This window comes from Staphylococcus casei (assembly GCF_030294405.1).
GTDB lineage: Bacteria > Bacillota > Bacilli > Staphylococcales > Staphylococcaceae > Staphylococcus > Staphylococcus succinus.
This window is the reverse complement of sequence record NZ_CP125718.1, coordinates 182332-207837: the sequence shown is the minus strand read 5'-3', so window position 1 is coordinate 207837 and position 25506 is coordinate 182332. Positions and strand designations below refer to the sequence as shown.

At 33.6% G+C, this 25506-nt stretch carries 23 protein-coding genes and 1 pseudogene; 8 read left to right on the top strand and 16 right to left on the bottom strand.

Annotation, left to right across the window (positions count from 1 at the left end; translation table 11 throughout):
* Positions 1-37 precede the first annotated feature (37 nt).
* From QMO72_RS00915 to QMO72_RS00905, 3 genes and pseudogenes are all read right to left on the bottom strand, one after another.
* A complete protein-coding gene (locus tag QMO72_RS00915; protein ID WP_103268126.1) occupies positions 38-1825 on the bottom strand; it encodes an ABC transporter substrate-binding protein in 1788 nt (595 codons plus the stop codon).
* A 17-nt stretch (positions 1826-1842) separates the two neighbouring features.
* The gene (locus QMO72_RS00910; RefSeq protein ID WP_103268127.1) at positions 1843-3006 is read right to left on the bottom strand and encodes an ABC transporter permease; all 1164 of its coding nucleotides are present in this window, start codon (positions 3004-3006) and stop codon (positions 1843-1845) included.
* Positions 3007-3010: 4 nt separating this feature from the next.
* A pseudogene (locus QMO72_RS00905) lies at positions 3011-4003 on the bottom strand (ABC transporter permease); the annotation flags it as partial.
* A 436-nt stretch (positions 4004-4439) separates the two neighbouring features.
* Between QMO72_RS00905 and QMO72_RS00900 the strand changes: the two are divergent.
* Together QMO72_RS00900 and QMO72_RS00895 are read left to right on the top strand one after the other, a co-directional pair.
* Positions 4440-6035 (top strand): ABC transporter ATP-binding protein, encoded by a 1596-nt coding sequence (locus QMO72_RS00900; protein WP_103268129.1) that lies wholly within the window; start codon positions 4440-4442, stop codon positions 6033-6035.
* Positions 6036-6511: 476 nt separating this feature from the next.
* Positions 6512-6697: a hypothetical protein gene (locus QMO72_RS00895; RefSeq protein WP_103268130.1), complete on the top strand. Its 186-nt coding sequence runs from the start codon at positions 6512-6514 to the stop codon at positions 6695-6697.
* 347 nt (positions 6698-7044) lie between these two features.
* Here QMO72_RS00895 and QMO72_RS00890 read toward each other — a convergent pair whose 3' ends face one another.
* From QMO72_RS00890 to padC, 6 genes are all read right to left on the bottom strand, one after another.
* Entirely contained in the window at positions 7045-7338 is a 294-nt protein-coding gene (locus QMO72_RS00890) for an antibiotic biosynthesis monooxygenase family protein (protein ID WP_103268131.1), read from the bottom strand.
* Positions 7339-7613: 275 nt separating this feature from the next.
* Entirely contained in the window at positions 7614-8456 is an 843-nt protein-coding gene (gene gmpC, locus QMO72_RS00885) for a dipeptide ABC transporter glycylmethionine-binding lipoprotein (RefSeq protein ID WP_103268132.1), read from the bottom strand.
* Between the two features lie 17 nt (positions 8457-8473).
* Positions 8474-9133 carry a methionine ABC transporter permease gene (locus QMO72_RS00880; RefSeq protein WP_046838072.1) on the bottom strand — a complete coding sequence of 220 codons (660 nt, stop codon included), beginning with the start codon at positions 9131-9133 and terminating at the stop codon, positions 8474-8476.
* Positions 9134-9137: 4 nt separating this feature from the next.
* Entirely contained in the window at positions 9138-10160 is a 1023-nt protein-coding gene (locus QMO72_RS00875) for a methionine ABC transporter ATP-binding protein (RefSeq protein ID WP_103268133.1), read from the bottom strand.
* Positions 10161-10516: 356 nt separating this feature from the next.
* A complete protein-coding gene (locus QMO72_RS00870; RefSeq protein ID WP_103268134.1) occupies positions 10517-10963 on the bottom strand; it encodes a DUF3237 domain-containing protein in 447 nt (148 codons plus the stop codon).
* A gap of 25 nt (positions 10964-10988) precedes the next feature.
* Complete coding sequence (gene padC, locus QMO72_RS00865) at positions 10989-11489, bottom strand: phenolic acid decarboxylase (RefSeq protein ID WP_046838069.1); 501 nt, start codon at positions 11487-11489, stop codon at positions 10989-10991.
* Between the two features lie 92 nt (positions 11490-11581).
* On the opposite strand from padC, the gene QMO72_RS00860 reads away from it, so the two are divergent.
* A complete protein-coding gene (locus tag QMO72_RS00860; RefSeq protein ID WP_103268135.1) occupies positions 11582-12097 on the top strand; it encodes a PadR family transcriptional regulator in 516 nt (171 codons plus the stop codon).
* Positions 12098-12154: 57 nt separating this feature from the next.
* On the opposite strand, the gene QMO72_RS00855 is transcribed toward QMO72_RS00860, so the two are convergent.
* The 3 genes from QMO72_RS00855 to QMO72_RS00845 all read right to left on the bottom strand — a co-directional run bounded on the left by QMO72_RS00855 (position 12155) and on the right by QMO72_RS00845 (position 14707).
* The gene (locus QMO72_RS00855) at positions 12155-12673 is read right to left on the bottom strand and encodes an NADPH-dependent FMN reductase (RefSeq protein WP_103268136.1); all 519 of its coding nucleotides are present in this window, start codon (positions 12671-12673) and stop codon (positions 12155-12157) included.
* 211 nt (positions 12674-12884) lie between these two features.
* On the bottom strand, positions 12885-13802 hold the full coding sequence (locus QMO72_RS00850; protein WP_103268137.1) for a ribokinase: 918 nt from the start codon (positions 13800-13802) through the stop codon (positions 12885-12887).
* Between the two features lie 20 nt (positions 13803-13822).
* A complete protein-coding gene (locus tag QMO72_RS00845; RefSeq protein ID WP_103268138.1) occupies positions 13823-14707 on the bottom strand; it encodes an SIS domain-containing protein in 885 nt (294 codons plus the stop codon).
* A gap of 242 nt (positions 14708-14949) precedes the next feature.
* On the opposite strand from QMO72_RS00845, the gene QMO72_RS00840 reads away from it, so the two are divergent.
* Both QMO72_RS00840 and QMO72_RS00835 read left to right on the top strand, forming a co-directional pair.
* Complete coding sequence (locus QMO72_RS00840; RefSeq protein WP_103268139.1) at positions 14950-15903, top strand: sugar phosphate isomerase/epimerase family protein; 954 nt, start codon at positions 14950-14952, stop codon at positions 15901-15903.
* Between the two features lie 43 nt (positions 15904-15946).
* A complete protein-coding gene (locus QMO72_RS00835) occupies positions 15947-17155 on the top strand; it encodes an MFS transporter (protein WP_103268140.1) in 1209 nt (402 codons plus the stop codon).
* A 79-nt stretch (positions 17156-17234) separates the two neighbouring features.
* Here the strand turns inward: QMO72_RS00835 and QMO72_RS00830 are convergent, their stop codons facing one another.
* The 4 genes from QMO72_RS00830 to QMO72_RS00815 form a co-directional block, all read right to left on the bottom strand.
* On the bottom strand, positions 17235-18530 hold the full coding sequence (locus tag QMO72_RS00830; RefSeq protein WP_103268141.1) for an LLM class flavin-dependent oxidoreductase: 1296 nt from the start codon (positions 18528-18530) through the stop codon (positions 17235-17237).
* A 232-nt stretch (positions 18531-18762) separates the two neighbouring features.
* Positions 18763-20124, bottom strand: a complete 1362-nt coding sequence (locus QMO72_RS00825) for a gluconate:H+ symporter (protein ID WP_103268142.1) — start codon at positions 20122-20124, stop codon at positions 18763-18765.
* A 19-nt stretch (positions 20125-20143) separates the two neighbouring features.
* Positions 20144-21523, bottom strand: coding sequence for a four-carbon acid sugar kinase family protein (locus tag QMO72_RS00820; protein WP_103268143.1), 1380 nt, complete (start codon positions 21521-21523; stop codon positions 20144-20146).
* 8 nt (positions 21524-21531) lie between these two features.
* Positions 21532-22410 (bottom strand): NAD(P)-binding domain-containing protein, encoded by an 879-nt coding sequence (locus QMO72_RS00815; RefSeq protein WP_286093217.1) that lies wholly within the window; start codon positions 22408-22410, stop codon positions 21532-21534.
* 107 nt (positions 22411-22517) lie between these two features.
* Here QMO72_RS00815 and QMO72_RS00810 point away from each other — a divergent pair, with 107 nt between their 5' ends.
* The 3 genes from QMO72_RS00810 (at position 22518) to QMO72_RS00800 (ending at position 25420) form a co-directional block, all read left to right on the top strand.
* Entirely contained in the window at positions 22518-23144 is a 627-nt protein-coding gene (locus QMO72_RS00810; RefSeq protein WP_241966256.1) for a GntR family transcriptional regulator, read from the top strand.
* 272 nt (positions 23145-23416) lie between these two features.
* Complete coding sequence (locus tag QMO72_RS00805; protein WP_103268146.1) at positions 23417-24343, top strand: VOC family protein; 927 nt, start codon at positions 23417-23419, stop codon at positions 24341-24343.
* 15 nt (positions 24344-24358) lie between these two features.
* On the top strand, positions 24359-25420 hold the full coding sequence (locus QMO72_RS00800) for an LLM class flavin-dependent oxidoreductase (RefSeq protein WP_103268147.1): 1062 nt from the start codon (positions 24359-24361) through the stop codon (positions 25418-25420).
* Positions 25421-25506 lie beyond the last annotated feature (86 nt).

The following is a 25506-nucleotide window of genomic DNA, read 5'->3' as shown; positions in this document are numbered from 1 at the left end:
AAGTTAGGACCATTATAAGACCTAACTTTTCTATGAATTATTTAATTTTTTGATTCATTTCTTTTTCAACTTGTTCTAAATTTTGTCGTTGCTTATTTCCCGTGTCTAATAATGGCGTAACAGGTGATGCAATTCTAAACTTATCGCCTCGATAGAATTTAATAAACTGATCTTGATCCACTGCATTAACAACTGCTCGCCTTAAGGCAGGTTGATCTTTAAATATACCTCTTTTACTATTCAACATTAAAAATACTGATTTGCGACCGTTTTTACGCGCAATACTTAAATCACTATCAGATTTAATTAAATCAAAGTTCTTTTGGTCCACATCCGCTAACATATCAATCGAATGATTTCTCACTTCAGAAACTGTATTGTCTGGATCATCATTAAATTTCATCGTTATGTTTTTAATTTTCCCAGGTCCATAGGCATCCTTTTCTTTTTCATTAAAACCAGGATTACGTTGTAACGTCGCTTGATATGAATTTTTCTTAGTCATAATGTAAGCACCACTTGCATAGAGTTGGTTTTTCCCACTATCTTTGGAAGGTACAGTGCTACTGTCACCATAATCTTTTGATTGTTTGTCATCATTCATTTTTGTAACATATTTTTTAGACAAAATACCTGCCGATGAATGTGTAAGGTAATTCACTTCTTTAGGCATGGGTTGATCTGTAGTAATTTTAACCATTTGATATTTTCCATCTTTATTACTTACTTTTGAGTAATCCGTAGTTAAAGATTTGACTTGATGTTGCTTTATCAATTTATCATATACAGATTGATTACCTTTACTTTTAATGTGCTTTAAATTTTCTATATCAGAATCAGATACCTCACTTATATTTTTAATATGCTGGTGCATATTGTAAGTGTTATTGTCAGGAACTGAATGTTGATCTTTGGCACGATTTAGTGAGAATGTCACGTCGTCAGCAGTTACGCTTTCATTTGTACGCTTAGCTTGACCATTCTCAACTTTCGCAAAGTAATCATCATCACGTAATAAGAAATAAAATTCATTATTCTCTTTATTCGTGGCATAATCACGACTTAAAGAACCATTAGTGGTAATCTGGTCATTTTCATCTAATGTTAATAGGCGAGTATACATATTCATATCTATACCATAAACAGATGGCGCTATTGAACGAATTGGATCCAACGTAGAAATCTCACCATCAGGTTGCGTCATTACAAGCGGTCTCGTATCACGCTCTTTTTTATTTTTATAATCAAATTGCTGCCATATTAATGCGCGAGAGTTTGGTAATCCTATACTATTTTTATCCAATACTTGATTGTCATAAACTAAATTTTTCTTCGCGCCATATAAAGGCGCCATATAAGCTTTATTAAAGATAACTTCATCTTCTAATGCTTTATATGCTTGTTTGGCTTCTGATTTTTCTTCCGTAGATGCAGTATTAATCATTTGATCTATTTTCTTATTTTTTAATAAACTGTTTGACCCTTCGGAACTAAATAAAGCGCTCATTGAATAGTTAGGATCACCGAATACGGTCGTCCAATCATCGATTTGAATATCATAATTTCCTGCTTCTCGTTGTGTTCGATAGCTTCCATAGTCAGGTTGGATGTTCATTTTTACATTAAATCCCGCCTGTTCTAACTGCTCTTTAACGATATTCATATCGTTTTCGTAACTTGCTTGTCCTAAAAAACGAATTGTAGGTTTTTCACCTTTAACATCTACTTTTTGGGCTTTATCTGGCAATTCAGATTTGGTAGGAACACTACACCCGCTTAAAATTAATGCCAAACTTAACGTGGCGATACTTATGATTTTCTTCAACTTCGTTCCCTACCTTTCTATTGAATTTTTGGATCGAGTGCATCACGCACTGCATCCCCGATAAAGTTAAATGATAAGACCAGCAACATAATACATAACCCAGGAAATACTGCGAGGTTACTATGCGTTTCAAGATAATTACTACCTGTACGTAAGATATTTCCCCACTCAGGTACTTCTGGCGATACGCCTAAACCTAAAAAGCTTAGACTACTTGTTGTTAATACCACTACACCTATGTTAAGTGAAAAACGTACAATCATTGGTGACAAGGCATTCGGCAGAATATAACTCCATAAAATACGTAAAGTACTTTCCCCTGTGATACGTGCTGCATCTACGTATTCTGTACGTTTGACTTCTAATACATTGGCGCGCATAGTCCTTGCAAAAGAAGGAATATTTCCAACACTCAATGCAATGATTAGATTCATCGTACTTGCTCCAAATGAAGCTATAATCGCAACAGCTAATAATAAGGATGGAATAGCAAAAATAATATCTAAAAAACGCATAATAGTGTTATCTGCCTTCACAAAATAACCAGCAATCATGCCTAAGACCATCCCCAATATGACAGATATCACTACAGAAATAATTGAAATAAAGAACGTTAATTTAGTACCAACCACAATGCGCGTAAATAAATCACGGCCAAAATCATCTGTACCAAATGGATGTACCAAACTAGGGCGTTTCAATAAATCATTAAATTGATTTTGTGTGGCCAAAGTGGTATCAAACACAAAGTTAGACGCCGTAGATAAGGTCAACATAAACACTAGAATAATCATACCGATCATAGCAATACGATTTGACTTCATTTTCTTCACAAAAGATTCCCAGCCATTGTAAATACCTTTCATAGAAGTTTGGTGATATCGCAGAACGCTCACAAACATAAGTAACGTAAATACATTTCCAGTAAACGTTGCCGCGATAAGTATCACATAGGCCATGTAGCGCAAACTTTGGTTATTACGCCAAAATCTTTCACACATTGCAATCACAGCGATTAAAATTGTAACGATGACAAGTGCCAGTTGTGCTATATAAAATGTATCTGCTACATACCCTTTAAATAAGTTAATACATCCTGTCAATATAGTAACTATGTATGTGAAAACTGCACATATTGTGAAGAAATGTAAGGAAGCTATTGTTGATTTTTTTTGTGACATATAATTACTCCCTTTCCTTAATTTCACTACGAAGTTTTGGATCGACAATTGCATAGAAAATATCAATCGCTAAATTGACGAGTGATATGACAATTGAAATATAAACTACGCCACCCATGACTGCAGGTATGTCAGGGACAAGTTGTTTCTGAACGATATAGCGACCAATACCATTAATGTTAAAGACTTGTTCTGTTACAGCCGACCCACCAAGTAATTCTGCAACAAGTAAACCGATTAGTGTAATGATTGGAATAATTGCATTTTTCAATATATGTCTAGTGACGACTTGTGTTGTTGATAAGCCTTTAGCATATGCTGTCATTACGTAATCATTTCTCATAACTTCTAATACAGAAGATCTTGTCATGCGTGTGATAGATGCAGCAATCGCTGTTCCAATCACCAACACTGGTAAAATTAATGATAAAGGATTATCCGGCATATAAGACGGTGGCAGGACGTCTAATTTCAATGAAAAGGCTAATATAAATAACAAGCCTTGCCAAAAATTAGGAATAGATAAACCAATGAGTGCTAGTGTCATGAGTATGACGTCTAACCAACTGTTACGTTTTAGAGCACTCACAACACCAATAGGGATGGCAATTACAATCGCAATAATTAATGCAACCACTGTAAGTAATAATGTAATAGGTATTCTTGAAGCAACAGCATGTGTTACAACCTCATTCCCTTTATACGTCGTACCTAAATCGAATGTAAATACGCCTTTAATTGCATCCCATAACTGCACAAGATAAGGACTATTTAGATGGTGCGCTTCATTAAATTGATGGATTTGCGCCTTCGTTGCATCTGGCCCTAATATACTGTATGCCGCATCTAATGGAGATAAATAAAGAATGGTAAATACAACAACGATCACTCCAATAATAACGACAACCGCCATTACTATACGTTCAAATATGTATCGAATCATTGGATTTAAATAAAAACTCAGTACAATAAATAAAGGAATAGCAAATATTATTTTTAATGTAACTAAGTTATTAAATAAAATACCTTGATAAAATGAAGTAAAATCATTTGTATCTTTTGTATCGTTATTACGGTAGCGCCGACGATAGATCTGATGGGCTTCCTTTTGCAGTTGCACATCAGATCGACGTTGTTCTAAAAATATATACTTTTGCTTTAATGCAGCAACAATTTCTTCAATTTCAGAAGTTCGTGCTGGATCAGTTATTTTATCCGCAATGATTAAATACTTACAAAATGCATATATAAAAAGCGGTAAGCTTAATAGAGAAAAAAGAATGCGATAAAACGTTTTGTTATATAATCGTTTGAAAGCCTGTTGATAATGGTTAATAAAATATCACTCCTTGTAACTTATACTCGAGTAGATTAGTATGATATATAAAGTATAGATTAAAAGTAACTATTTGTGAATAGGGAGGAATTACCTCATGCCAACTTTATTAGAAGTCAAAAATCTAGGCGTGACTTTCAATTATGAAGAAACAACAATTCAAGCTGTTAAAGACATTAGTTTCAAATTAGATAAAAAGAAAATTTTAGGGATTGTTGGGGAATCTGGTTCTGGAAAAAGTATTACTGCAAAATCAATTATGGGTTTGTTACCTGATTATCCTGACCACACTTTATCGGGTGAGATTATATTTAACGATAACCATTTAAATAACTTTTCAAATCAATCCTTTCAGAAAATTCGTGGCAAAGATATTGCAATGATTTTTCAAGATCCTATTTCATCATTGAATCCACGTATTACAATAGGTAAACAAATTACTGAAGTTATATTGCAGCATAAGAAAATTGATAAAAAACAAGCAAAAGCGATGGCAATTGATATCTTAGAAAAAGTAGGCATTCAAAACGTAGAACGTAATTTTAATGCTTATCCCTATGAATTTTCCGGTGGCATGCGTCAACGTGTCATGATTGCAATGGCACTCGTATTAGAACCACAAGTCTTAATCGCAGATGAACCGACTACCGCACTCGATGTAAGTACGCAAAATCAATTACTCGAACTGATGAAAAGCTTATATGAATATATTGATACATCTATTTTATTTATCACTCATGATTTAGGTATCGTATACCAATTTTGCGATGAGCTTATAGTTATGAAACAAGGCGAAGTTGTAGAAAGCGGTAGTGTCGAAGCCATATTTCAAAACCCACAATCTGCATATACGCGCCATTTAATTGACTCTATTCCAGATTTATACGCGCCCAAAACATCGCGTCAAATAAGTAACGATACGCTCTTGAAGTTTGAAGATGTGAGTGTCGATTACCCTATAGGTCATGGCGCACAGTTTAGAGCGGTAGAACATGTCAATTTAAACATTAAACGTGGGGAGGCTTTAGGTATTGTTGGAGAATCCGGTTCCGGAAAATCATCCTTAGCTAAGACGGTCGTCGGTCTAAATGAAATCTCAGAAGGCTATATTTGGTATGAAAATATCCCTTTAAATCTATTTAGCGCTAAAGAAATGAAAAGTTTAAGGAAGGATATCCAAATGATTTTCCAAGATCCTTATGCTTCCATTAATCCAAGATTTAAAGTGATTGATATTATTGGTCGACCTTTGAAAATTCACAATATGATAAATGATGAAAACGCATTAGAAAAAGCAGTCATTGCATTGTTGCATCGCGTGGGGCTTGATGAAAGTTTCCTTTATCGTTTTCCTCATGAATTATCAGGTGGCCAACGCCAAAGAGTTAGTATCGCACGTGCGATTTCTATTAATCCAAAAGTTATCGTCTGTGATGAAGCAGTCTCTGCACTAGATGTCTCTATCCAAAAAGAAATTATCCAGTTACTGAAACAATTACAAGAAGATATGGGTATTACATACATCTTTATTACCCATGACATGGGTGTGATCAATGAAATGTGTGACCGAATCGCCGTAATGCAAAATGGCAGAATTATTGAACTCAATGATACTGAACGTCTTATCACAAATCCACAAGCACCTTATACACAAAAACTTATATCGGAAGTCCCAACTGTCCCAAAATATTAGGCTATTCATCTATACTACCGATGATATCCTATACAAATGACATCAATAGTGTTTAACTATTGGTGTCGTTTTTTGCTTTAACTTCAAAGAGATACTTTGTATATCATTTAACTAAAAACATATTGGTATGCGCTTTCCCCTTTGCTTAGTACCATTTAAACGGACGTACAAAATAAAAATATTTTATGTTATTATAAATAAGGCGTTTTTTTAAATACCATAATATTTTAAAGGGACAGATATCATGTGAATAAGAACTTAGCTTTTATAATACAAGCCCTAACCTTTTTGATTGCTATTGTTTATGCACTATGGAATTTCTACACGGCATCTTATATAACTGCTACAGTATTCCTAATTTGGGGAATAGTTATTATCAGTTCTATAATTGTTAAATTTAAAAATAGACATAACGTTGAAGATAAATAAAATTTTGAGTTTAGAAAGAGGATTGTACTTATGCTCATAGTGATTGTATGAGTGATTGTTTTTTCATCAATTTGATAGAAGCACTGTATCTCGTATGGAAATCTTATCAATTAAAGCAACAAGCTGCACCTGACAGTGCTTATAAACAAATGGTAGATAGCGCATCGCCTGTCATGACTATAACGCTTATTTTCTCAGTCCTGGCATTAGTTATTGCTTGGCTAATAAGTTAAAGTCAACTCATGCTTTAGGAGACTACATACTTGACGTGTTAAACCCAAAAATGAAAGCAATTTTTATCACATCATTCGCTGACATTTCAAGATAATCACTTTGATTGGTGCAATTATCATTGTAATCCTAAAATTTCATATAAGATCAGTTACTTCTAGTCTTGTTAAAATCGTTTTTCAAGATAATGATACTAGCGCTATTATCTTAATTTTTCCTCCACACCACTATGACTAATACTGTTTTAGTCATTACAATATAGAAAAAAGTGAATGTTGGCATTCACTTTTTCACTAAAATATAATGGTTAGATTATAGTCATGTTATTAATTTTTGAGTATTAATGCTATTATAATTCTATTTTTTGAAAATGTTCAACAATTGGAAATGGTTCATAATAATGGTGTAACATCGTTTTCCATGCTTCATATTGCTCAGATTGACGAAAGCCTATAGTATGGTCTTCTAACTGCTCCCATTTTACTAATAATAAATATTTTCCCTCAACTTCAAAACATCGATGTATTGAGTGTTCAATATATCCTTCCATCGAAGCAATAATCTTCGATGCTTCTTGAAATGTTAATTCAAAATTATGCTCCATACCCGCTTTGACTTGTAGCATTGCGCCTTCAAGAATCATTCGAAATCCCTCCACTATATATAATTTTATTACATAATTATTCAATTACTCTCCCTTTTCTACTACCAACATGGCCTACTAAAGAATCAAAAGCGCTAGCCGTTAAGTTAATATCAGAACTTAGACGAGTCATATTGCAAATTCTTAAGCTTCATCTATAGGCGACTTACTTAAATTATGAAGTAACACATCAGGGCAGTATAGATAAAAAACTGCCACAAAGTTGAAACCTTTACTGACAGTCTAATACTAGCATTTGAGTGACCGTTTAATTATTATTTATTTTTTAAGTTGCTTTCGATTTTTTCAATTGCTTTTTTGGATAAATCTATAGGGTACTCTCCATCTTTTGTATCTTTTTTAAGTGCTTGTTGGGCTTCTTTTGAATGATATAATTTTATGATTTTTTTATATGTTTGATTATCTTTTTCACTATCTTTTGTCGCTACAACATTAATGTATGGTTTTACCGCATCATTTTTAGCATTTTCAGTATAAATTGGATCTTTTTTAGGATCTAATCCTGCTTTTGAAGCTACCCCATTATTAATTACTGATAAATCAACATCCGATAATGCTCGAGCAGTTTGTTGTGCATCTACAGCTTTAAATTTTAACTTTTTAGGATTTTCTTTAATGTCCTTAATCGAGCCACTTAAATCAAAATCATTATCTAACTTAATAAGTCCTGCTGCTTCTAATAATTTTAATGAACGTGCTTGGTTTGAAACATCATTTGGCACAATGACTTTCGCACCATTGTTTACCTTTTTAACATTTTTAATATCATCTGAATAAATACCTAATGGCGCTAGAACAGTAGTGCTTAAAGCTGAAATATCTGCATCTTTATGCGCTTTTTTATATTCACTTAAAAATGCAAAGTGCTGGAATGCGTTCATATCGATATCACCATCACTCAAAGCTTTGTTAGGTACATTATAATCAGAAAATTGTTTAATCTCTAAATCAATATCTTCTTCTTTAGCTAAATCTTTAACCTTCTCCCATGCTTTAGTATCATTTGAAGCAACACCAATAGTCACTTTCTCTTTACCTCCTGAACATGCTGCTAACACAAATAAAGCCGCAAGCACTAAAATTAATAATCTTTTCATATTAAAACTCCCTTATGTTAGTTTCTTCTAATTGTTTTAGATAAATAATTGCCTAGTGATTGGATGATTTGTACAATGATTACCAGTACTACAACAGTAATTATGATGACCAATGTATCAAAGCGTTGATAACCATATACGAGTGCTAAATCACCGATACCTCCGCCACCAACGGCACCTGCCATAGCTGTAGCTCCTACGAGTCCTATGATTGCAGTCGTAATCGCTAATACGAGTGATCCTAGTGCTTCTGGCAATAAGAAGTGCCAGATAATTTGCACTGGGGACGCTCCCATAGCTTTAGCTGCTTCTACAATCCCTTCATCTACTTCTAATAGCGAGTTCTCTACAAGTCGTGCAATATAAGGTGCTACGTACACTGTTAATGGTACAATTGCTGCTGTTGTGCCAATAGATGTACCAACCAATAATTTAGTGAACGGTACAATTGAAATCAATAAAATAATAAACGGAATAGATCTTAATATATTAATCACTGGATTCAAGATTTGGTGAACAATCGTATTCGGCCATATCCCTTTTTTTCTGGTAGCAACCAGTAGCACGCCAAGTGGTATACCTATTATTGCTCCGATAATCAATGAAACTGTAACCATATATAAAGTTTGATATAAAGATTCAAACAACTGTGCGCTATCAATACTTGAACCAAGCATATGACTAAACCTCCTCAAACGTAATGATTTTATTTTGGAAATATTGTTCTACTATATCTTTATTAAAGTGTTGGTCTTTTTCAAACCTCAGCCAAAGGTAACACACCGTTTCCTCTTGAATCGTTGACATAGAGGAAAATAGTACATTGACGTTCAATTGATATTTTTGTGTTAATTCATTTAAAATAGGTTGTTCAATTTGCTCAGTTTCTAAAAATAATTTATAGTCTATGTAATTTTGGTCCGATCTATGATTAAACACTGCTTTCAGTGACTTGGAGGGTTCTGTATTGATAACCGTAGACACAAAGTTTTTAGCCGTGCTTGTTTGAGGATGACTAAATACATCCTTAACATTTCCAATTTCTACAACTTCCCCTTGTTCCATTACAGCGACCCTATTACAAATTTTTTGAATAACACCCATTTCATGTGTAATGATTAAAATTGTAATGCCAAATGTTTGGTTTACACGTTTTAACAAATCTAAAATCGAACTCGTTGTCGCAGGATCTAAAGCACTTGTAGCTTCATCACACAGTAAAATCTTAGGATTCGTCACTAAAGCACGTGCAATCGCCACACGCTGCTTTTGTCCTCCAGAAAGTTCATCTGGATACTGATGTATTTTATCCGACAAATTAACGAATGCTAACATTTCTTCTACTTTTTCCTTAATAGCATTCTTATTTTGCCCACTCAAAATGAGCGGCATTGCAACGTTTTTATATACTGTACTTGAATTTAACAGGTTAAAGTGTTGGAAAATCATCCCAATCTCTTTCTTTACAGCTCTCAATTCTTTTTCTTTATATGTATCTAGCTCGTGGCCATCGACGATCACTTTATCTTCACTTACACGCTCTAATTGATTTACTAACCGAACTAGTGTACTTTTTCCAGCACCACTATAACCAATAACTCCAAATATGTCATGCTTATTCACAGTAAATGATACATCTTTCAAAGCATGAATACGTTCTTTTTTCTTGTGAAACACTTTATTTACATGTTCAAATTCAATCAACGCGTAGCCTCCTCCATTAATTCTTACCATTCTAATAAGAATAATGAAATTATAGGCTATTATCTTTTAAGCGTCAATATAAATTCAGAATTCATTGAATTTTTAAAAAATTAATGCGGAAGTTATTTTACATATGTTGTTACCCAAAACGCTTCACTATCATAATCAGAACGTCGTTAATGCTATTTTAATAACTTTTCCCTGTGATTTAGCTAATGACTAATACATCAATGCAATGATCATTTTTTTATTTATTCCATTTACATAACCTACTTTTAAAACAATTACCCATAAAAAATGACTGTAATTTTTAATAAATTACAGTCATAGTCGCTTATAAAGTGTTTCATATTTTATCAAACCATATAAATCGTTAATAGAACTTCATCCGTCGTTCTTGAGGCATAACCAACAAATATTTTTTCCATTAACCATTTATATGGCGTATCATAAGTCTCAAATATCGGTACAGTACGAAAGTAATATAATTCAGAATCAATAAATTCTCCTTTAATTACTGACTTTTTATAACTTTCTGGCACTGTGCGCATGCCATTATTCTCTATATAAATCGTTGCACCGTCAGTTAATTTTATGGCATACCTTGCAGACAATGTGCACTTGCCATCTGAATCAATCAGTTGGCTATCAACACCTCCAGGCAATACATGCCCAGAAACATGCTTTCCAGATACCGTTCCAGATTCAATAGGTATTAACTGTCGTCTGCCCACGACATCATCTTGACCAACTACTATGGGTTGGCCTACTTTCATTCTAATTTCAAATATTTTTTCATTCATTGATCATCATCTCATAACTTTATGTTTAAAATACTAATTTGCCATCTCTAATATCTTGAGTCATGCCTTCATATGGCGCTAATGCGACAACTTGTTCATTGTCTATGCCAGGCTGCCCTACATATGTTATTGTCGCAAATTCAGGAACAACATATTTGGGATAAGTTTCGTATTTTTCTCTAGATGCTTCCATTAAATCGATATAATCATTTTGATAACAAACTGTAATATCTGGACGTTCATGAACCCATTTAGGGAAGAAAATCACACCATGCATAATATTTTTGTCTGGTACAAAATTCAATGAAACGTCAGTTCCTGTTGGTTCTGTCCAAGAAATTTTATATACGCCTTCAACAATTTGTACAATATCTGCACGTTGTTCTTTGACCCATCTACCAGCAACCATTCCTGAGTGAATACGATAGTCAATGGTATTTTCATTTTTCACGTACATTTCATATTCCCATCCATTATCGTAAGTATAAATCATATGTGTGCCTATAAAATCATTTAAAGTTTCCATAATTACCTCCTATACATGTAATTAATTACATGTTTACTTTTACATGGTAATCCTTTAAACTAAATCTGTCAAAACATTCAGGAGTGAAAGATATGAAAAATGTTCTACAATACACAATTTTAGGGCTATTAAACAATAAGGCATTAACTGGTTACGAAATTTACAAATCTTTTAGTGAGGTGATTGGTGAAATTTGGACAGCTAAACATAGTCAAATCTATAACGAACTTAAAAAGTTACTACAAAGTGAGCATATCTATATTTCAAACATAGATGAATCTAGCAAAGTTACTAAAAAAGTATATAGTATTACATCACTTGGTAAAGAAGCACTGTATCATTGGATTGAAACCGCAGAAGAAGAAGAAAACAACAAAGATCCTTTTGCTATTAAAATATATTTCTTTGAACATTTAGATCATGAACACAAACAAAGATTATTATCCCAAAAGAAAAATGCTAAAACAGAAAAGTTAACTTACTTAAACTCTATATATAATCAACTCGACCCTCAGAATGATTTACAACATATTTTAATATTAAAAAAAGCTATATTACGTGAGCAAGCTTATATTGAATGGTTGGACTTCTGCGCTTCAGAATTATAATTAAAGAGCCTAGGATATCATCCCAGGCTCTTTTATAAATTCAACTATAAATAACAATTAATTTTTTTCTAAAAATGCTAAAAATTCAGCTACTTCTGTTTGAGTTTTTAAAGAACAAAACGTTCCATCCTCATTTCTCAGTCGATCTTTTCCTGATATCAATAGCATGCCTTCCTCTTGCATTTGTGGATTTAAAATTTTCAAATGTTTGAGTAATGATTGATAACATGCTTCCCCATGTGGGCTGTTTACTATAAAAGAAACAGGTTTATCATAAAGTACAGCTGAAGCTACTAACCATTCTAATGCATTTTTCAAAGCTGCAGGTACACCTTTTATATATTCCGGAGTGGCAATTACAATATGATCACTTTGCTCTATATCATTCATAAAATTTTTAATAATGGTTGGATAATCTTCATATTCAATATTAGAATGAAATATCGGAAAATCATAAATCTTATTATAAATTTGAAATGTATGATTTATAGAAAGGCTTTGCTTTAAATCAAGTAATAATTTTTGATTCTGCGAATTACGATGATTACTTCCACATAATGCCATGAATTTTTTCAACTTACTTCAGATCTCCTCTATATCCTATTTTTTATACAAGTTTGAAATCTATTCGAAATCATGATTGCTTCATTATATTACAGTGCGCAATAGATGATTTGAATTATACCTCTTATGCTATTAATAAGCGTTATTGTACAAGAAAATATCTATACCATAAAGAAATTAGGATTCAGAAGTGAACATGCTCATTATGAACGTACCTAAGTCGCTATATTTTGTTCGAATCCGCTGCTATACAATCTTTTAACAAAGGAAAGGATTCACTTCCTCCGTTATTTTTAACGGTTAGTGCACTGACATGATTGGCAAATTGTACTGCCTCTTTTAAATCATATCCCTGCGTTAAACTATAAACAAAAGCGCCTATAAAAGAATCTCCAGCTCCAGTAGTATCTATAGCTTTGACTTCTTCTGCAGGCACATGAAAACTTTGTTTCCCATCATTTAAGACAACACCTGATTTACCTAGCGTTAAAACAATCGTTGTTTCTATTTTTGAATACAATTCTTGTGCCGCTTCAAACGCTTGCTTGACGTTTGATACGACTTTACCCACCATAAATTCAGCCTCTGTTTCATTAACGACCAGATAGTCTAGCTTTTTCAAGATATTTTTTTCTATGTTTCGGGCAGGTGCATTATTCAAAATAATCGTTGTATTCTCATAGTATTTTTTTATCACATAATCATTAACATGAGCTGGAATCTCCTGTTGCAATATAATATAGTCTGCGGATTTAAACAATGCGTCCTCTTTTTCAACATCTTCTATATCAAGTAAATAATTCGCGCCTTTTAAAATAGTACTGTGATAGTCTCCATCATATAATACATTGACTAATCCTAAACCACTCTGCCCTTTTTGTTTTATTTTCTCAGTATGAATACCTGCTGAACGCATAGAGCCAATCAGTGCTTCACCAAATCGATCTTCTCCAACTTTTCCAATGAGTGTTGTATTTAATCCCAACTTCGCACATTGTACAGCTTGGTTCGCCCCTTTTCCACCTGGTCCTTGCAGTAAACTATCTGCATAAAACGTTTCACCTTTATGCGGTAAACGTTCCTGCGTTAATATCAAATCGTAATTCAAACTACCTAACACAACAACATTTTTATTTTCCATTTGAATATAAACCCCTTTATTCAATAACGGTAGTCTTTAACAACATCACTTGTTTTTATTAAACTTTCAGAGTATTCTTCAGACCCTTTAATAGCTAAATTTGTATAAAGTGCATCTAATATCGTTAACTGTACAATACGTGCAGCTGCATTTTCTCCTGTAATAGGTGTGTTTTGTGCTGTTGAAACAAGATTGACCTCTGCCACTTTTGTAATTTCACTATTCATATAGTTTGTCACACTAATAGTGTGTGCACCTCTGTCTCTTGCTCCTTTGATTACGTTCACAATATGTTGTGTAGTACCAGAATGCGAAACGCCTAACACAATATCCCCCTCATCAATCAATGAAGTAAACATGAGCTGCATATGTGAATCTTTATATACATGTGAGACAATCCCTATTTTTAATAATTTATGTTGAAAATCTTCACATATAACCGAAGAACCACCGCTACCGACTAATATAATTTTATTATTTCTATTCTTGTTATTGAAAATTTCACACGCTTTATTGAACGCATCATAATTAAAAATATCTAATGTTTCTTGAAGTGCTAACATCGCATTTATTAAAACTTTTTCTGCAATAAGCGTATTAGAATCTTCTTTTCTAAAATCAGAATATTCTTCATATGACTCTGATTTATGCGTATTTTCAATATATGCTTTTATCGATTTCTTTAATTGTAAATAACCGCTGCATTGCAATTTCTTACACACTTTTGTAATTGTCGCTTCACTTATTTTTAAATGTGCTGCCACATCACTAATTGTGCTTTCTGCTAGCACTTCATAATTATTTGCAATAAATTGAGCGACTCGACGTTCTTTATTTGCTAGAGAAGGTGAAATACTTCTTGCATATAAAACAATTTCTTTACCAGTGAATGTTTTACTTTCCATAAGATAGAAAATCCTTTCATTTGGATACGTTTCAATTATGTTATCACAATACTTCAATTTATATCTACATTTTTTATTTTCAATTTTACAAAAGTAAAATATCAACAATTATTAAGCTTTAAATAAAATATTTTTGGTAAAATAATTTGTTTTCATTTACTTTGTTGTGAAATATTATTAACATTTTCAATAATCAGTGAACAGCGTTTGGATACGTAAACATTTTGAAAGGATGATTAATTATGAACTTTTCAGCAAGATTAAATTCATTTAAAACTAAACCCGAACTCTTTTTTAATGAGGAGGACAATATCAATACAGTCTCATTAATTAGACGCATGGCCACAGTGGAGGGGCTGACTCAAATTGAACTCAATTACCCAGAACATTTCAAAAAAAATACCCTTGCTGAAATCAATGAAGCATTAGAAAATTCTCATTTAACAGTAAGTGGTATAGCTTTGCGATTTAGTGAAATATATGATGATGGTGAATTCATTAATCCTGATGATAGCATAAGAAATAAAGCCATTAAAACAACGAAAGAGGCTATAGAAACCTGTAAAAAATTGGGTGGAAATACAACTACTATTTGGTTGGCAAATGATGGATTTGATTATCCATTCCAAATAGATTATGAAAAATCTTGGGATAAAACTGTTGCAGCTTTAAGAGAAATAGGAGAACAATATCCAGAAATGAATATTAGTTTTGAATACAAACCTTATCAACCAAGATCATTTGCTCTCGTTGGTGATATTGGGTTAACACTTTTATTATTAGATGATGTCAATCTACCTAATTTTGGAGTAACTTTAGATTTTTGTCATATGCTAATGAAAAAAGAAAATCCTGCATACGCTTTAGCACTTGCAGCAAGAAAAAATCGTTTGATGGGCTTTCATTTAAATGATGGTTATAAAGATAATGATGATGGATTAATGTTAGGCAGTGTGCATCTTTTACAAACGATAGAGTTTATATACTATGCCATAAAATATAACTATGAAGGTTTAATTTATTTTGATACTTTCCCTATTCGCGAAGATCCTGTTAAAGAATGTGAAATGAATATAGCTATGTATAAAAAACTCGAACAAACTATCTATGATTATGGAGTAGAAAATATCGAGTATTTAATAAATACGAAAGATTCTACAGAAATACAAAAATTCTCTTATTCGCTCTTAAAGTAATAAGGAAATATGAATCGTAGTTATTTCAAAGGGGATGTTTTACATGCTTAAAAAAATAGGTTTACCTAGTAACTTAATTTGGGGATATATCGGATTAGTGTTATTTATGATTGGTGATGGCATCGAACAAGCTTGGCTCGTACCATATTTAGTCGATCAGAATATGTCTGCCTCCGCAGCGTCATTTCTAATTACAATTTATGGTGTTACTGTTACTATTTCCGCATGGTTATCAGGCGTGTTTGTTCAAACTTTAGGGCCTAGAAAGGCTATGATATTAGGTACAATTGCTTTTTTAATAGGTAGCATAGGCTTTATTGGTTTAGGGATGTATAGTTTGAATTATTATATCATGGCACCCTTTTATGCCATACGTGGTTTTGGTTACCCTATGTTTGCTTATTCATTTTTAGTGTGGATAAATTATAGTACACCACTAGAAAGAAGAAGTACGGCTGCGGGTTGGTTTTGGTTTATGTTTTCTTTAGGATTAAGCGTGTTTGGACCATTATATGCTTCTTTTATCATACCGATTGTTGGACATATCAATGCTATGTGGACAGGTATCATTTTCACGTTAATAGGGGCTTTTTTAGCTATTATTATTAACAAAGATCATGTACCTCAATCAGAAATCACAGATTTTAAAGTTTCAGAATTAATTAAAGCTGTGACGATTATTAAACGTCCCGTAATAGCAATAGGACTCATCGTTAAAAGTATTAATGGGTTTGCTCAATATGGCTTGCTATTATTTTTACCTTTATACTTAAGGGAATTTGGTTATACAGACACAGAATGGTTAAGAATGTGGTCAACCATATTCACCGTAGCAATTTTTGCTAACCTATTCTTCGGCTATATTGGCGATAAATGGGGCTGGCGAAAAACCGTGCAATGGGTTGGTGGTGTATTTTATGCTTTAGTCATGCTGCTCATATATTTTGCACCTATGACGATTGGCTACAATTATTGGCTAATGACGATAATTCTATGTCTGTGTGGTATCGGTATGGCTGGTTATGTACCTTTATCAGCACTGTTCCCACTGCTTGCTCCAGATAATAAAGGGGCTGCTATGTCTGTGTTAAATTTAGGGGCTGGCCTGAGCACTTTTATCGCTCCAGCAATTGTAACTTTATTTTTCGAACCATTTGGCGCTGGTGTTGTATTATTCATTTATTCAGGTTTCTATATTATAAGTGCGATTCTTACGCCTTTCTTAAAGACACCCGAAGAGTTAAATACTTAAATTATAAAAAAGTCACTCACGAGTATTCGTGAGTGACTTTGATGTGTTTATAGATATGTGCGATGCATTAGCTTTAAAATTATAAATTGGGTAAATCGAATTTTTCACGTAACGTACCTGCTTTGTATTCTGTTTGTGTTAATCCACGTGATTGTAAAATCGGTACAACTTTATCAACAAAAAGCTGTAATTGTGTCGGAAAAAGTGGTGGCATAATATTAAAACCATCAGCCGCACCGGTTTCATACCAATATTGCATCGTATCAGCAATTTTCTCTGGCGTACCAACAACAATATAATGCCCTCGAGCACCGGCTATTTTTTTCATAACATCTTCTAACGTTAAATTTTGCTCAATGGCTTCTTTTTTAATTAATTCATATCTACTTTTAATACCATTACCTTCAGAAGCATCTATATCTGCAAAGGGTGTCTTAATATCATATTGCATCAAATCAACATCCCCAACATAAGGTGACAATAGTTTTAATCCTACTTCTGGTAAAATCAAATCTTGCAATTCATTATAATTCGCCTGTGCCTCTGCTTCAGTATCACCAATCACTGGAAAAAGACCTGGCATGATAGTAAGATCCGATTCTGATCTTCCTTGTTTCACCAATTTTGAACGTAATCCATCATTAAATACTTTCGCTTCTTCTGCATTTGTTTGTGCTGTAAAGACAACATCAGCAACACGAGCTGCTAAATCTGTTCCGGTCGGCGAAGATCCTGCTTGAATTAATAATGGGTGCCCTTGTGGTGAATGTTCCAAATTAAGTGGGCCTTTCACCTTGTAATACTTACCATCATGGTTTACCTCATGTAATTTTGTTTCATCTACAAATACGCCTTCTACTTTATCCTTTTTAAAGGCATCTGGTTCCCAAGACTCCCATAATTTGTTGGCTATATCTACAAATTCTTCAGCTTGTTCGTATCTTAAATCATGATCAACATTCACATTGCCATTAAAATTTTGTGCAGTGTTATTCACTGCAGAAGTTACAATATTCCATGCTGCACGTCCACCACTAATGTGATCTAGTGAACCGAACGACCTAGCTAGATGGAATGGCTGAGAATACGTTGTCGATACTGTCGCTGCTAAACCAATATCCGACGTCTCTCTCGCTATGATGGACATTAGAGTGAATGGGTCTAAACGACTCATAAGATCTGGATGTGCTGTGTCATCGATATATAAAGCATCTGATAAAAATACTAAATCAAATTTACCTTGTTCAGCTAACTGACTTATATTGACTAAGTGATCGATATCTATTGGTCCTTTTTCAATCGATTTTGGATGCCTCCAACTTGCAACATGATGACCATAACCCGCTAAAAAAAGACCTAATTTCATTTCCCCCATTACGCCACTCCTTTTTCCTTATCAATCCGATTACTTTAGTATGTTTTAAAATAACACTTAACGCTTATAGAGTCAAACTATACCAATAACAAAACATAAATATCCCTTTTATGTACTAAGATCATTTCAATAGATTGAAAAAATTAATTATTCCGTATGTAATAATATATAATACAAAAAACCTTTGTAATACGTCCATCAACGTATTACAAAAGCTTCAACTTATAATCATTTATACCATTAAGTTCACGATTAAAATAAGACCTAATCCTACGACCGATAAGATTGATTCGAGTAGTGTCCATGTTAAAAAGGTTTCTTTCATCGTTAAACCAAAATATTCTTTAAACATCCAGAAACCGGCATCATTCACGTGAGAACAGAAGATGCTCCCTGCACCGATTGCTAATACAACCAATGACGTATTAACGTCTGTCGTCTGCAACAACGGTAAAACAATACCAACTGAAGATATTGCAGCGACTGTCGTCGAACCCAGCGCAGTACGTAATAAGGCTGCCGCTAACCATGCGAGAATAAGTGGTGACATTTCAGTACCTTTAAATATTTCTGAAATTGTATCTCCTACGCCACCGTCAATTAATACTTGTTTAAATGTGCCACCGCCACCAATAATTAGAATTAACATTGCTATAGGTGTGATGGCATTCGTCACTGTGTCCATAATTTCTTTCATACTTTGTTTGCGTCGCACACCCATGGTATAAATAGCAAATAAAACTGCAATTAACATCGCTGTGACTGATGTACCAATAAAGTAAATGAATCCTTCAAATCCTTTAGCATGACCTGCTTCATTACCCGTAACAAGTTGTACTATTGTCGCTAATAACATTAAGATGACTGGTGCTAGTGCTGTTAATAGACTTAAACCAAAACTAGGTAACTGTGCTTGTTCTATATGCTTCATCTCACCTACTGCTGCCGTGTTACCTTCCCTCTTAAAAGCATTGGGCGACAACTTAAGTGCTAACTTAGGAAAAGTACCACCTACAATGATAGCTAATGGAATACCTACAATGATGCCATACATCAGTACATGGCCAATGTTCGCATTCACTGCTTCAGAAATAGCTACTGGACCTGGATGCGGTGGTAAAAAGCCATGTGTCACTGCAATAGATGTAGCCATTGGTAAACCAACTTTAAGATTGGAAATTTCCATTCTTCTTGCTAACGTAAATACTAGTGGTACCAACAATACAAAAGCAACTTCTAAAAATAATGAAATACCAATAATAAATGAAGCAATAATCATGGCCCATGTGACATATTTTTTTCCAAATATGCGAATTAATGTATCTGCGATACTGGTTGCACCGCCACCATCTGATAATAATTTACCTAAAATCGAACCTAATCCAAAAATAATAGCGATATGACCTAATGTGTCACCCATACCTTTTTCAATTGTTGTCACAATTGTATCTAATGGCATACCTAGTAATATGCCAGTTACCATCGATGTAATAATTAATGCTATAAATGTATTTAACTTAAATGCCATAATTAACATTAATAATATTAATACCCCAATTACCACTGCAATTAATGGCCAAATTTCTCCCAACATACTATATCCCTACTTCCTATTACTCTTGAACGCGTTTATTCATTTTATAAACTTCTGTTAACGTATCTACATCTCCGATATTTCCCGGGAAAATAACGTATGGCATATGGCTATATTTCGCTTCATCACCTGTTAACCAAACAGGCACCCCTTGTGTTATTTGGCCAATAACCTGTGCTTTTTTGATATTTAATCCCTTCGTTGCAACATCGCTAGAAGTGATTCCACCCTTGGCAATAATAAATCTTGGCTTTATTGTTAGACCTTTAACAATTTCAACTAAAGCATTAGAAATATTTGTAGAAATACTTAAGTTATTTGTTAAATCTTCTGTTTTTATCACATCTCGTGATGTATAGACCACTACATCTTTGCCATTTGCAATCAATGACTCAACTTTATGAATTTGTTGTTTAATATAAGATGATAATTTATCTTTAGTTACTTCCTTAACATCAAATTCAATCGATGAAATCGCTACATGCGCTAATAAATGTTGCAATTGTGATGAGGTCTTCTTAACGTGGGAGCCCACTATAATAATGCCCCCATGATTGTTATCACTGAATTGGTTAAGATTAATAATCTCACCAGGCGTCTGGCACAGCGCTTTTGCAAACGAGGCAGCCGTTCTAAATATAAACTTTTTCTTATTATGTGCTAAGAAATGGGTTAAACAAGCAACAAAATAATCCATATCTTCATCATTTAATGCATCAACAATGACAGCGTCAAAATTTGAAACGTCATTGAATACTTGCATGATGGCTTTTTCATTACGTTCACGTATTTGCATTAATGTAATATGACGTACATTTGCTGCTTTAATTTGTCCATCACTTTTCTCTTCTACAAAATCAGCCATATTTTGAGATTTAAAACCAAATGTTGTATCTTTAGCAAATTCACTATCAACAACTGGTATATATTGGTCATTTTCTTTAAGATAATGCACACCATTATACGTATAGCGATTGCCTTCAAAAAATTCCGGAAGGTAGAACACGCCATCAAATGTGCCATCTGACGCATCACTTAACACCTTAGGTTCTATGTAAAAGTGTCCCCGTAACGTGGAATCACCTCTACTGATAATAATATAGGGATGATTTAATCGTTGTGATACGCGTTCAATATTATGACTAATTTCTTGATGTAATTGTATCGTTGCTTGCTCATTTAATGCTCTTGAATTGGTTAGTATGTAGAACATGTGATTTTGTTGATTAAAACCATCCTCTATCAATGCTTCTGACCACTCTGTATATACCGGTAAATCTTTAACAGTTTGTGTACCTGTTGGATCATCATCTAAGACAATTACTTTATATTTAAAATGCTCTAATTGTTTGTCGATAGCGTCATTTTTATATTGGTTAATTAAATTATCTGTTAGCATTGCCTCACCTACATCTTATTTATTTTTTCAAAGTATTTAATAATCCCTGAATGGTCATTCATCCCATTACCATGTGCTACTTCTGATTTATATATTTCTTTAACTTGGTTGGACAAAGGTAAAGTTAAGCCTACTGTATCAGCCGTAGAACTCACATTTTTCATATCCTTTAAATTAATATTCAATGTGCCCCCAGGTCGATAATCCTCTTGTATCATCTTAGGGAATTTCGCATCCATAACGCTTGATCCTGCAAGGCCACCTTTGATGGCTTCATACATACTTTCCAGCTCGATATCAAATTTTTTGGCTAAAACCACAGCCTCGGACAATGCTGCTATATTCGTATTTACGATAATTTGATTCGCCAATTTAACAACACTGCCTGCCCCTACATCACCAACTCTAATCACCGATGATGATATCGGCGCTAACACGTCTTGTATCGTAGCTAAATCACTTTCATCACAACCAATCATCACTGATAACTCGCCCGTGATTGCTAAAGGCTCTCCACCACTTACTGGTGCATCAATATATTTCACATCTTTCTTTTCTAACACTTTACTTATCTCTAAAGATTCATTGGGTGTTAGCGAGCTTGTATCAATCACAGATTGTACTTTAATTTCTGATTGCTTTAAAATCGCATCTTCTCCACTATATAAAACAGCTTTAACAATGGCACCATTCGGTAATGAAGTAATAATGTGATCTACTTCTTTTGCCATTTGTTCAATTGTCACTGATTGTGCACCTTCAGAAACTACTTCTTGCTCAGCTTCTTTGTTTAAATCATTCACATATACATCTATATTTGCTTTCAATAAATTTTTAACCATGGGTTTCCCCATAATACCTAAGCCTATAAATCCTATCTTCATCATAAATACTCCTCTCATTGAAAACGTTTACAAAGATTAGTGTATACTAAAACTTATAAAATGTATACATTTTAAAGAGAATTTTTTTATAGTACACTTAAGATGATGAGGTGAATAAATTGAATACAAACGAATTAACGATATATCAAAAGATAAGAAATGATATTATTTCAGGTGCCTTAAAGAAGGACGAAAAAATTACCGAAGCAAAACTTGCCAAGAAGTACGAAGTCAGCCGAACACCTATACGTGAAGCACTCAAACAATTAGAACTGGAATATTTTATAAAGAATTCCTATATTTTTATTCCTACAACCGAAGAATATAGACAGATTTTTGAGATGCGTATTCTATTAGAAACGCATGCATTAAAAAAAGCAGCAATTGTTTATACAGATGATGATTTAGAAGAGTTAAAAAGCTATACAGAAATCGACATGAATCAAGAACATGAAAATAAAATTATCGCAACCAATGATAAATTCCACCAAAAAATTATCGCAGCTACAAGAAATCAATTTATACTCGACACATATCAAAAATATAAAAGTTTTATTTACTTATTTAGTCAAACTGTCATCTACCAACGTCGTCCCGGCCTTATTGAAGAACACAGAGAAATCGTAGATGCACTTTTCGACAGAAACATTGATTTAGCAGTATCATTATTAGAAACCCATTTAAAAAATGATCTTGAATTCAGCCTCTATTATTTAGATTTCAAAAAAAGTGAATAACATGATTCAGCAGGCAAATTTTTAATATTTTCCTGCTTTTTGTATTAACTATAGCATCAACGAAATAATAGCTGATTCTAATTAATATTAAATATTTACTTAAAATCACAGCACTTGCAATTATCTCGAATTCGAGATATATTATAAGCAAGAAGTATATTTTTTATACCCAAACTGTTTTAAATTCCTCCAAAACGGATATGGTTATTCTAAATATCTCTAATACCTTATTTTACTTTTGGAATGAACTCATTTAGAGGGAGGCTCACATTATGAACATTATTGGTCATCATCATATTTCAATGTATACAAAAAACGCTCAGCAGAACAAAGCGTTTTATACCCAAATATTAGGATTACGTTTAGTAGAAAAATCTGTAAATCAGGATAATCCATCTATGTATCATTTATTTTTTGGAGATGAGATTGGTTCAGCAGGCACACTATTAAGTTTCTTTGAAATTCCTAATTTAGGTAAACCTAGACGCGGCACAGATTCGATATACCGTCTTTCTTTACTCATCCCTGACAATGCATCATTGGAATATTTCAAACAGCGCTTGAGTAAATATAAAGTGGCGTGGGAAGATCTCACATATTTAAACCAATCAGCACTATCATTTAAAGATATTGATGGTCTTGAAGTATTGTTAATTGTGAATGATACGTACCAAACGCCTCAAGCATGGCGCAAAAATCCTTATAGTGATATACCACAACAACATCAAATACTCGGTATGGGGCCCGTAGAGTTAAGAGTGCGCGAAGCCAAACCAACGATAGAATTCTTAACAAATACACTTCAATATCAAATACGTCCTAATACCGATGAAACAACGTTGACACTCGATAGTAATGGGTTATATAGCGATTTTGTCATTGTTGAACAACAAGGTGAACGTGCAAGACCCGGTCAAGGTTATATTCATCATATCGCCGTCAATACACCAACCGACACTGATTTGGATGCCGTATATCATAACATAGAGCAACTACCTAAAAGTAACTCCGGTATTATAGATCGCTATTTTTTCAAATCTTTATATTATCGTCAAAATAAAATTTTGTATGAGTTTGCTACAGCAGATCCCGGTTTTACCATTGATACACGCATAGAAGAATTAGGACAATCACTTAATTTACCTGATTTTTTAGAGCATCAAAGGAAAGAAATCGAAAATAACTTACATGATTTATAAAAGGAGGCACATATCGTGGCACAATTAAACATTAATAAAAATAAAGCGCTAGAATTTGGTATCTACTCACTCGGAGACCATCTGCTTAATCCAACAAACGGTCAAAAGATTAGTTACGAACAACGTATTCAAGAACTCATAGAAGCTAGCCAGTTAGCTGAACAAGCAGGCATGGATGTCTTCGCTGTTGGTGAAAGTCATCAAGAACATTTCACGACACAAGCACACACTGTTGTACTTGGCGCTATTGCACAAGCCACCAATAGCATTAAAGTGTCTAGCTCATCATCAATTATCAGTGCAGCAGATCCAGTTAGAGTCTTCGAAGATTTTGCCACACTTGATTTGATTTCACATGGTCGCGCAGAAATTGTAGCAGGCAGAGCATCACGAACTGGACTGTTCGATTTATTTGGCTTAGACATCAACGATTACGATGAATTATATGAAGAAAAGCTCAATTTATTATTAGATCTTAATCAAAATGATAAAATAACATGGTCTGGCAAATTTAGACCTGATTTAAATAATATGAAAATATTTCCTAGACCTATTGATGACGTACTTCCTATCTGGCGTGCTGTTGGCGGCGGCCCTGATAGTGCAATCAAAGCTGGACGTCAAGGTATACCGATGATGATTACCACATTGGGTGGTCCTGCTCAAACGTTTAAAAACTCAATAGATGTTTATCGCTCAACTGCTAAAGCACATGGTTTTGATACTTCTCCGGAAGTCTTACCCGTTTCAACTGCTAGCCTATTTTATACTGCGGAAACAACTCAGGATGCTTTAAAAGAATTTTACCCACACCTTAACGTAGGCACATCATTTATTAGAGGGAACGGTTACCCTAAACAACAATTCGATAATGCGCCAGATTATAGAGATGCTTTAATGGTGGGCAGCCCACAACAAATTATAGAAAAAATACTTTACCAACATGAGTTGTATCATCATCAACGATTCATGGGACAAATTGATTTCGGTGGCGTTCCATTTAATCAAATCATGAAAAATATTGAACTTATTGGTAACGAAATTATTCCTGCTGTTCAAAAACATTTAAAAAATTAACGCATTTATCATTAGCAAACGCCTATGAATTTCAATACAAAAGAGAGCAGTGGTTATGATGATTCATAACCACTGCTCTTTTAATA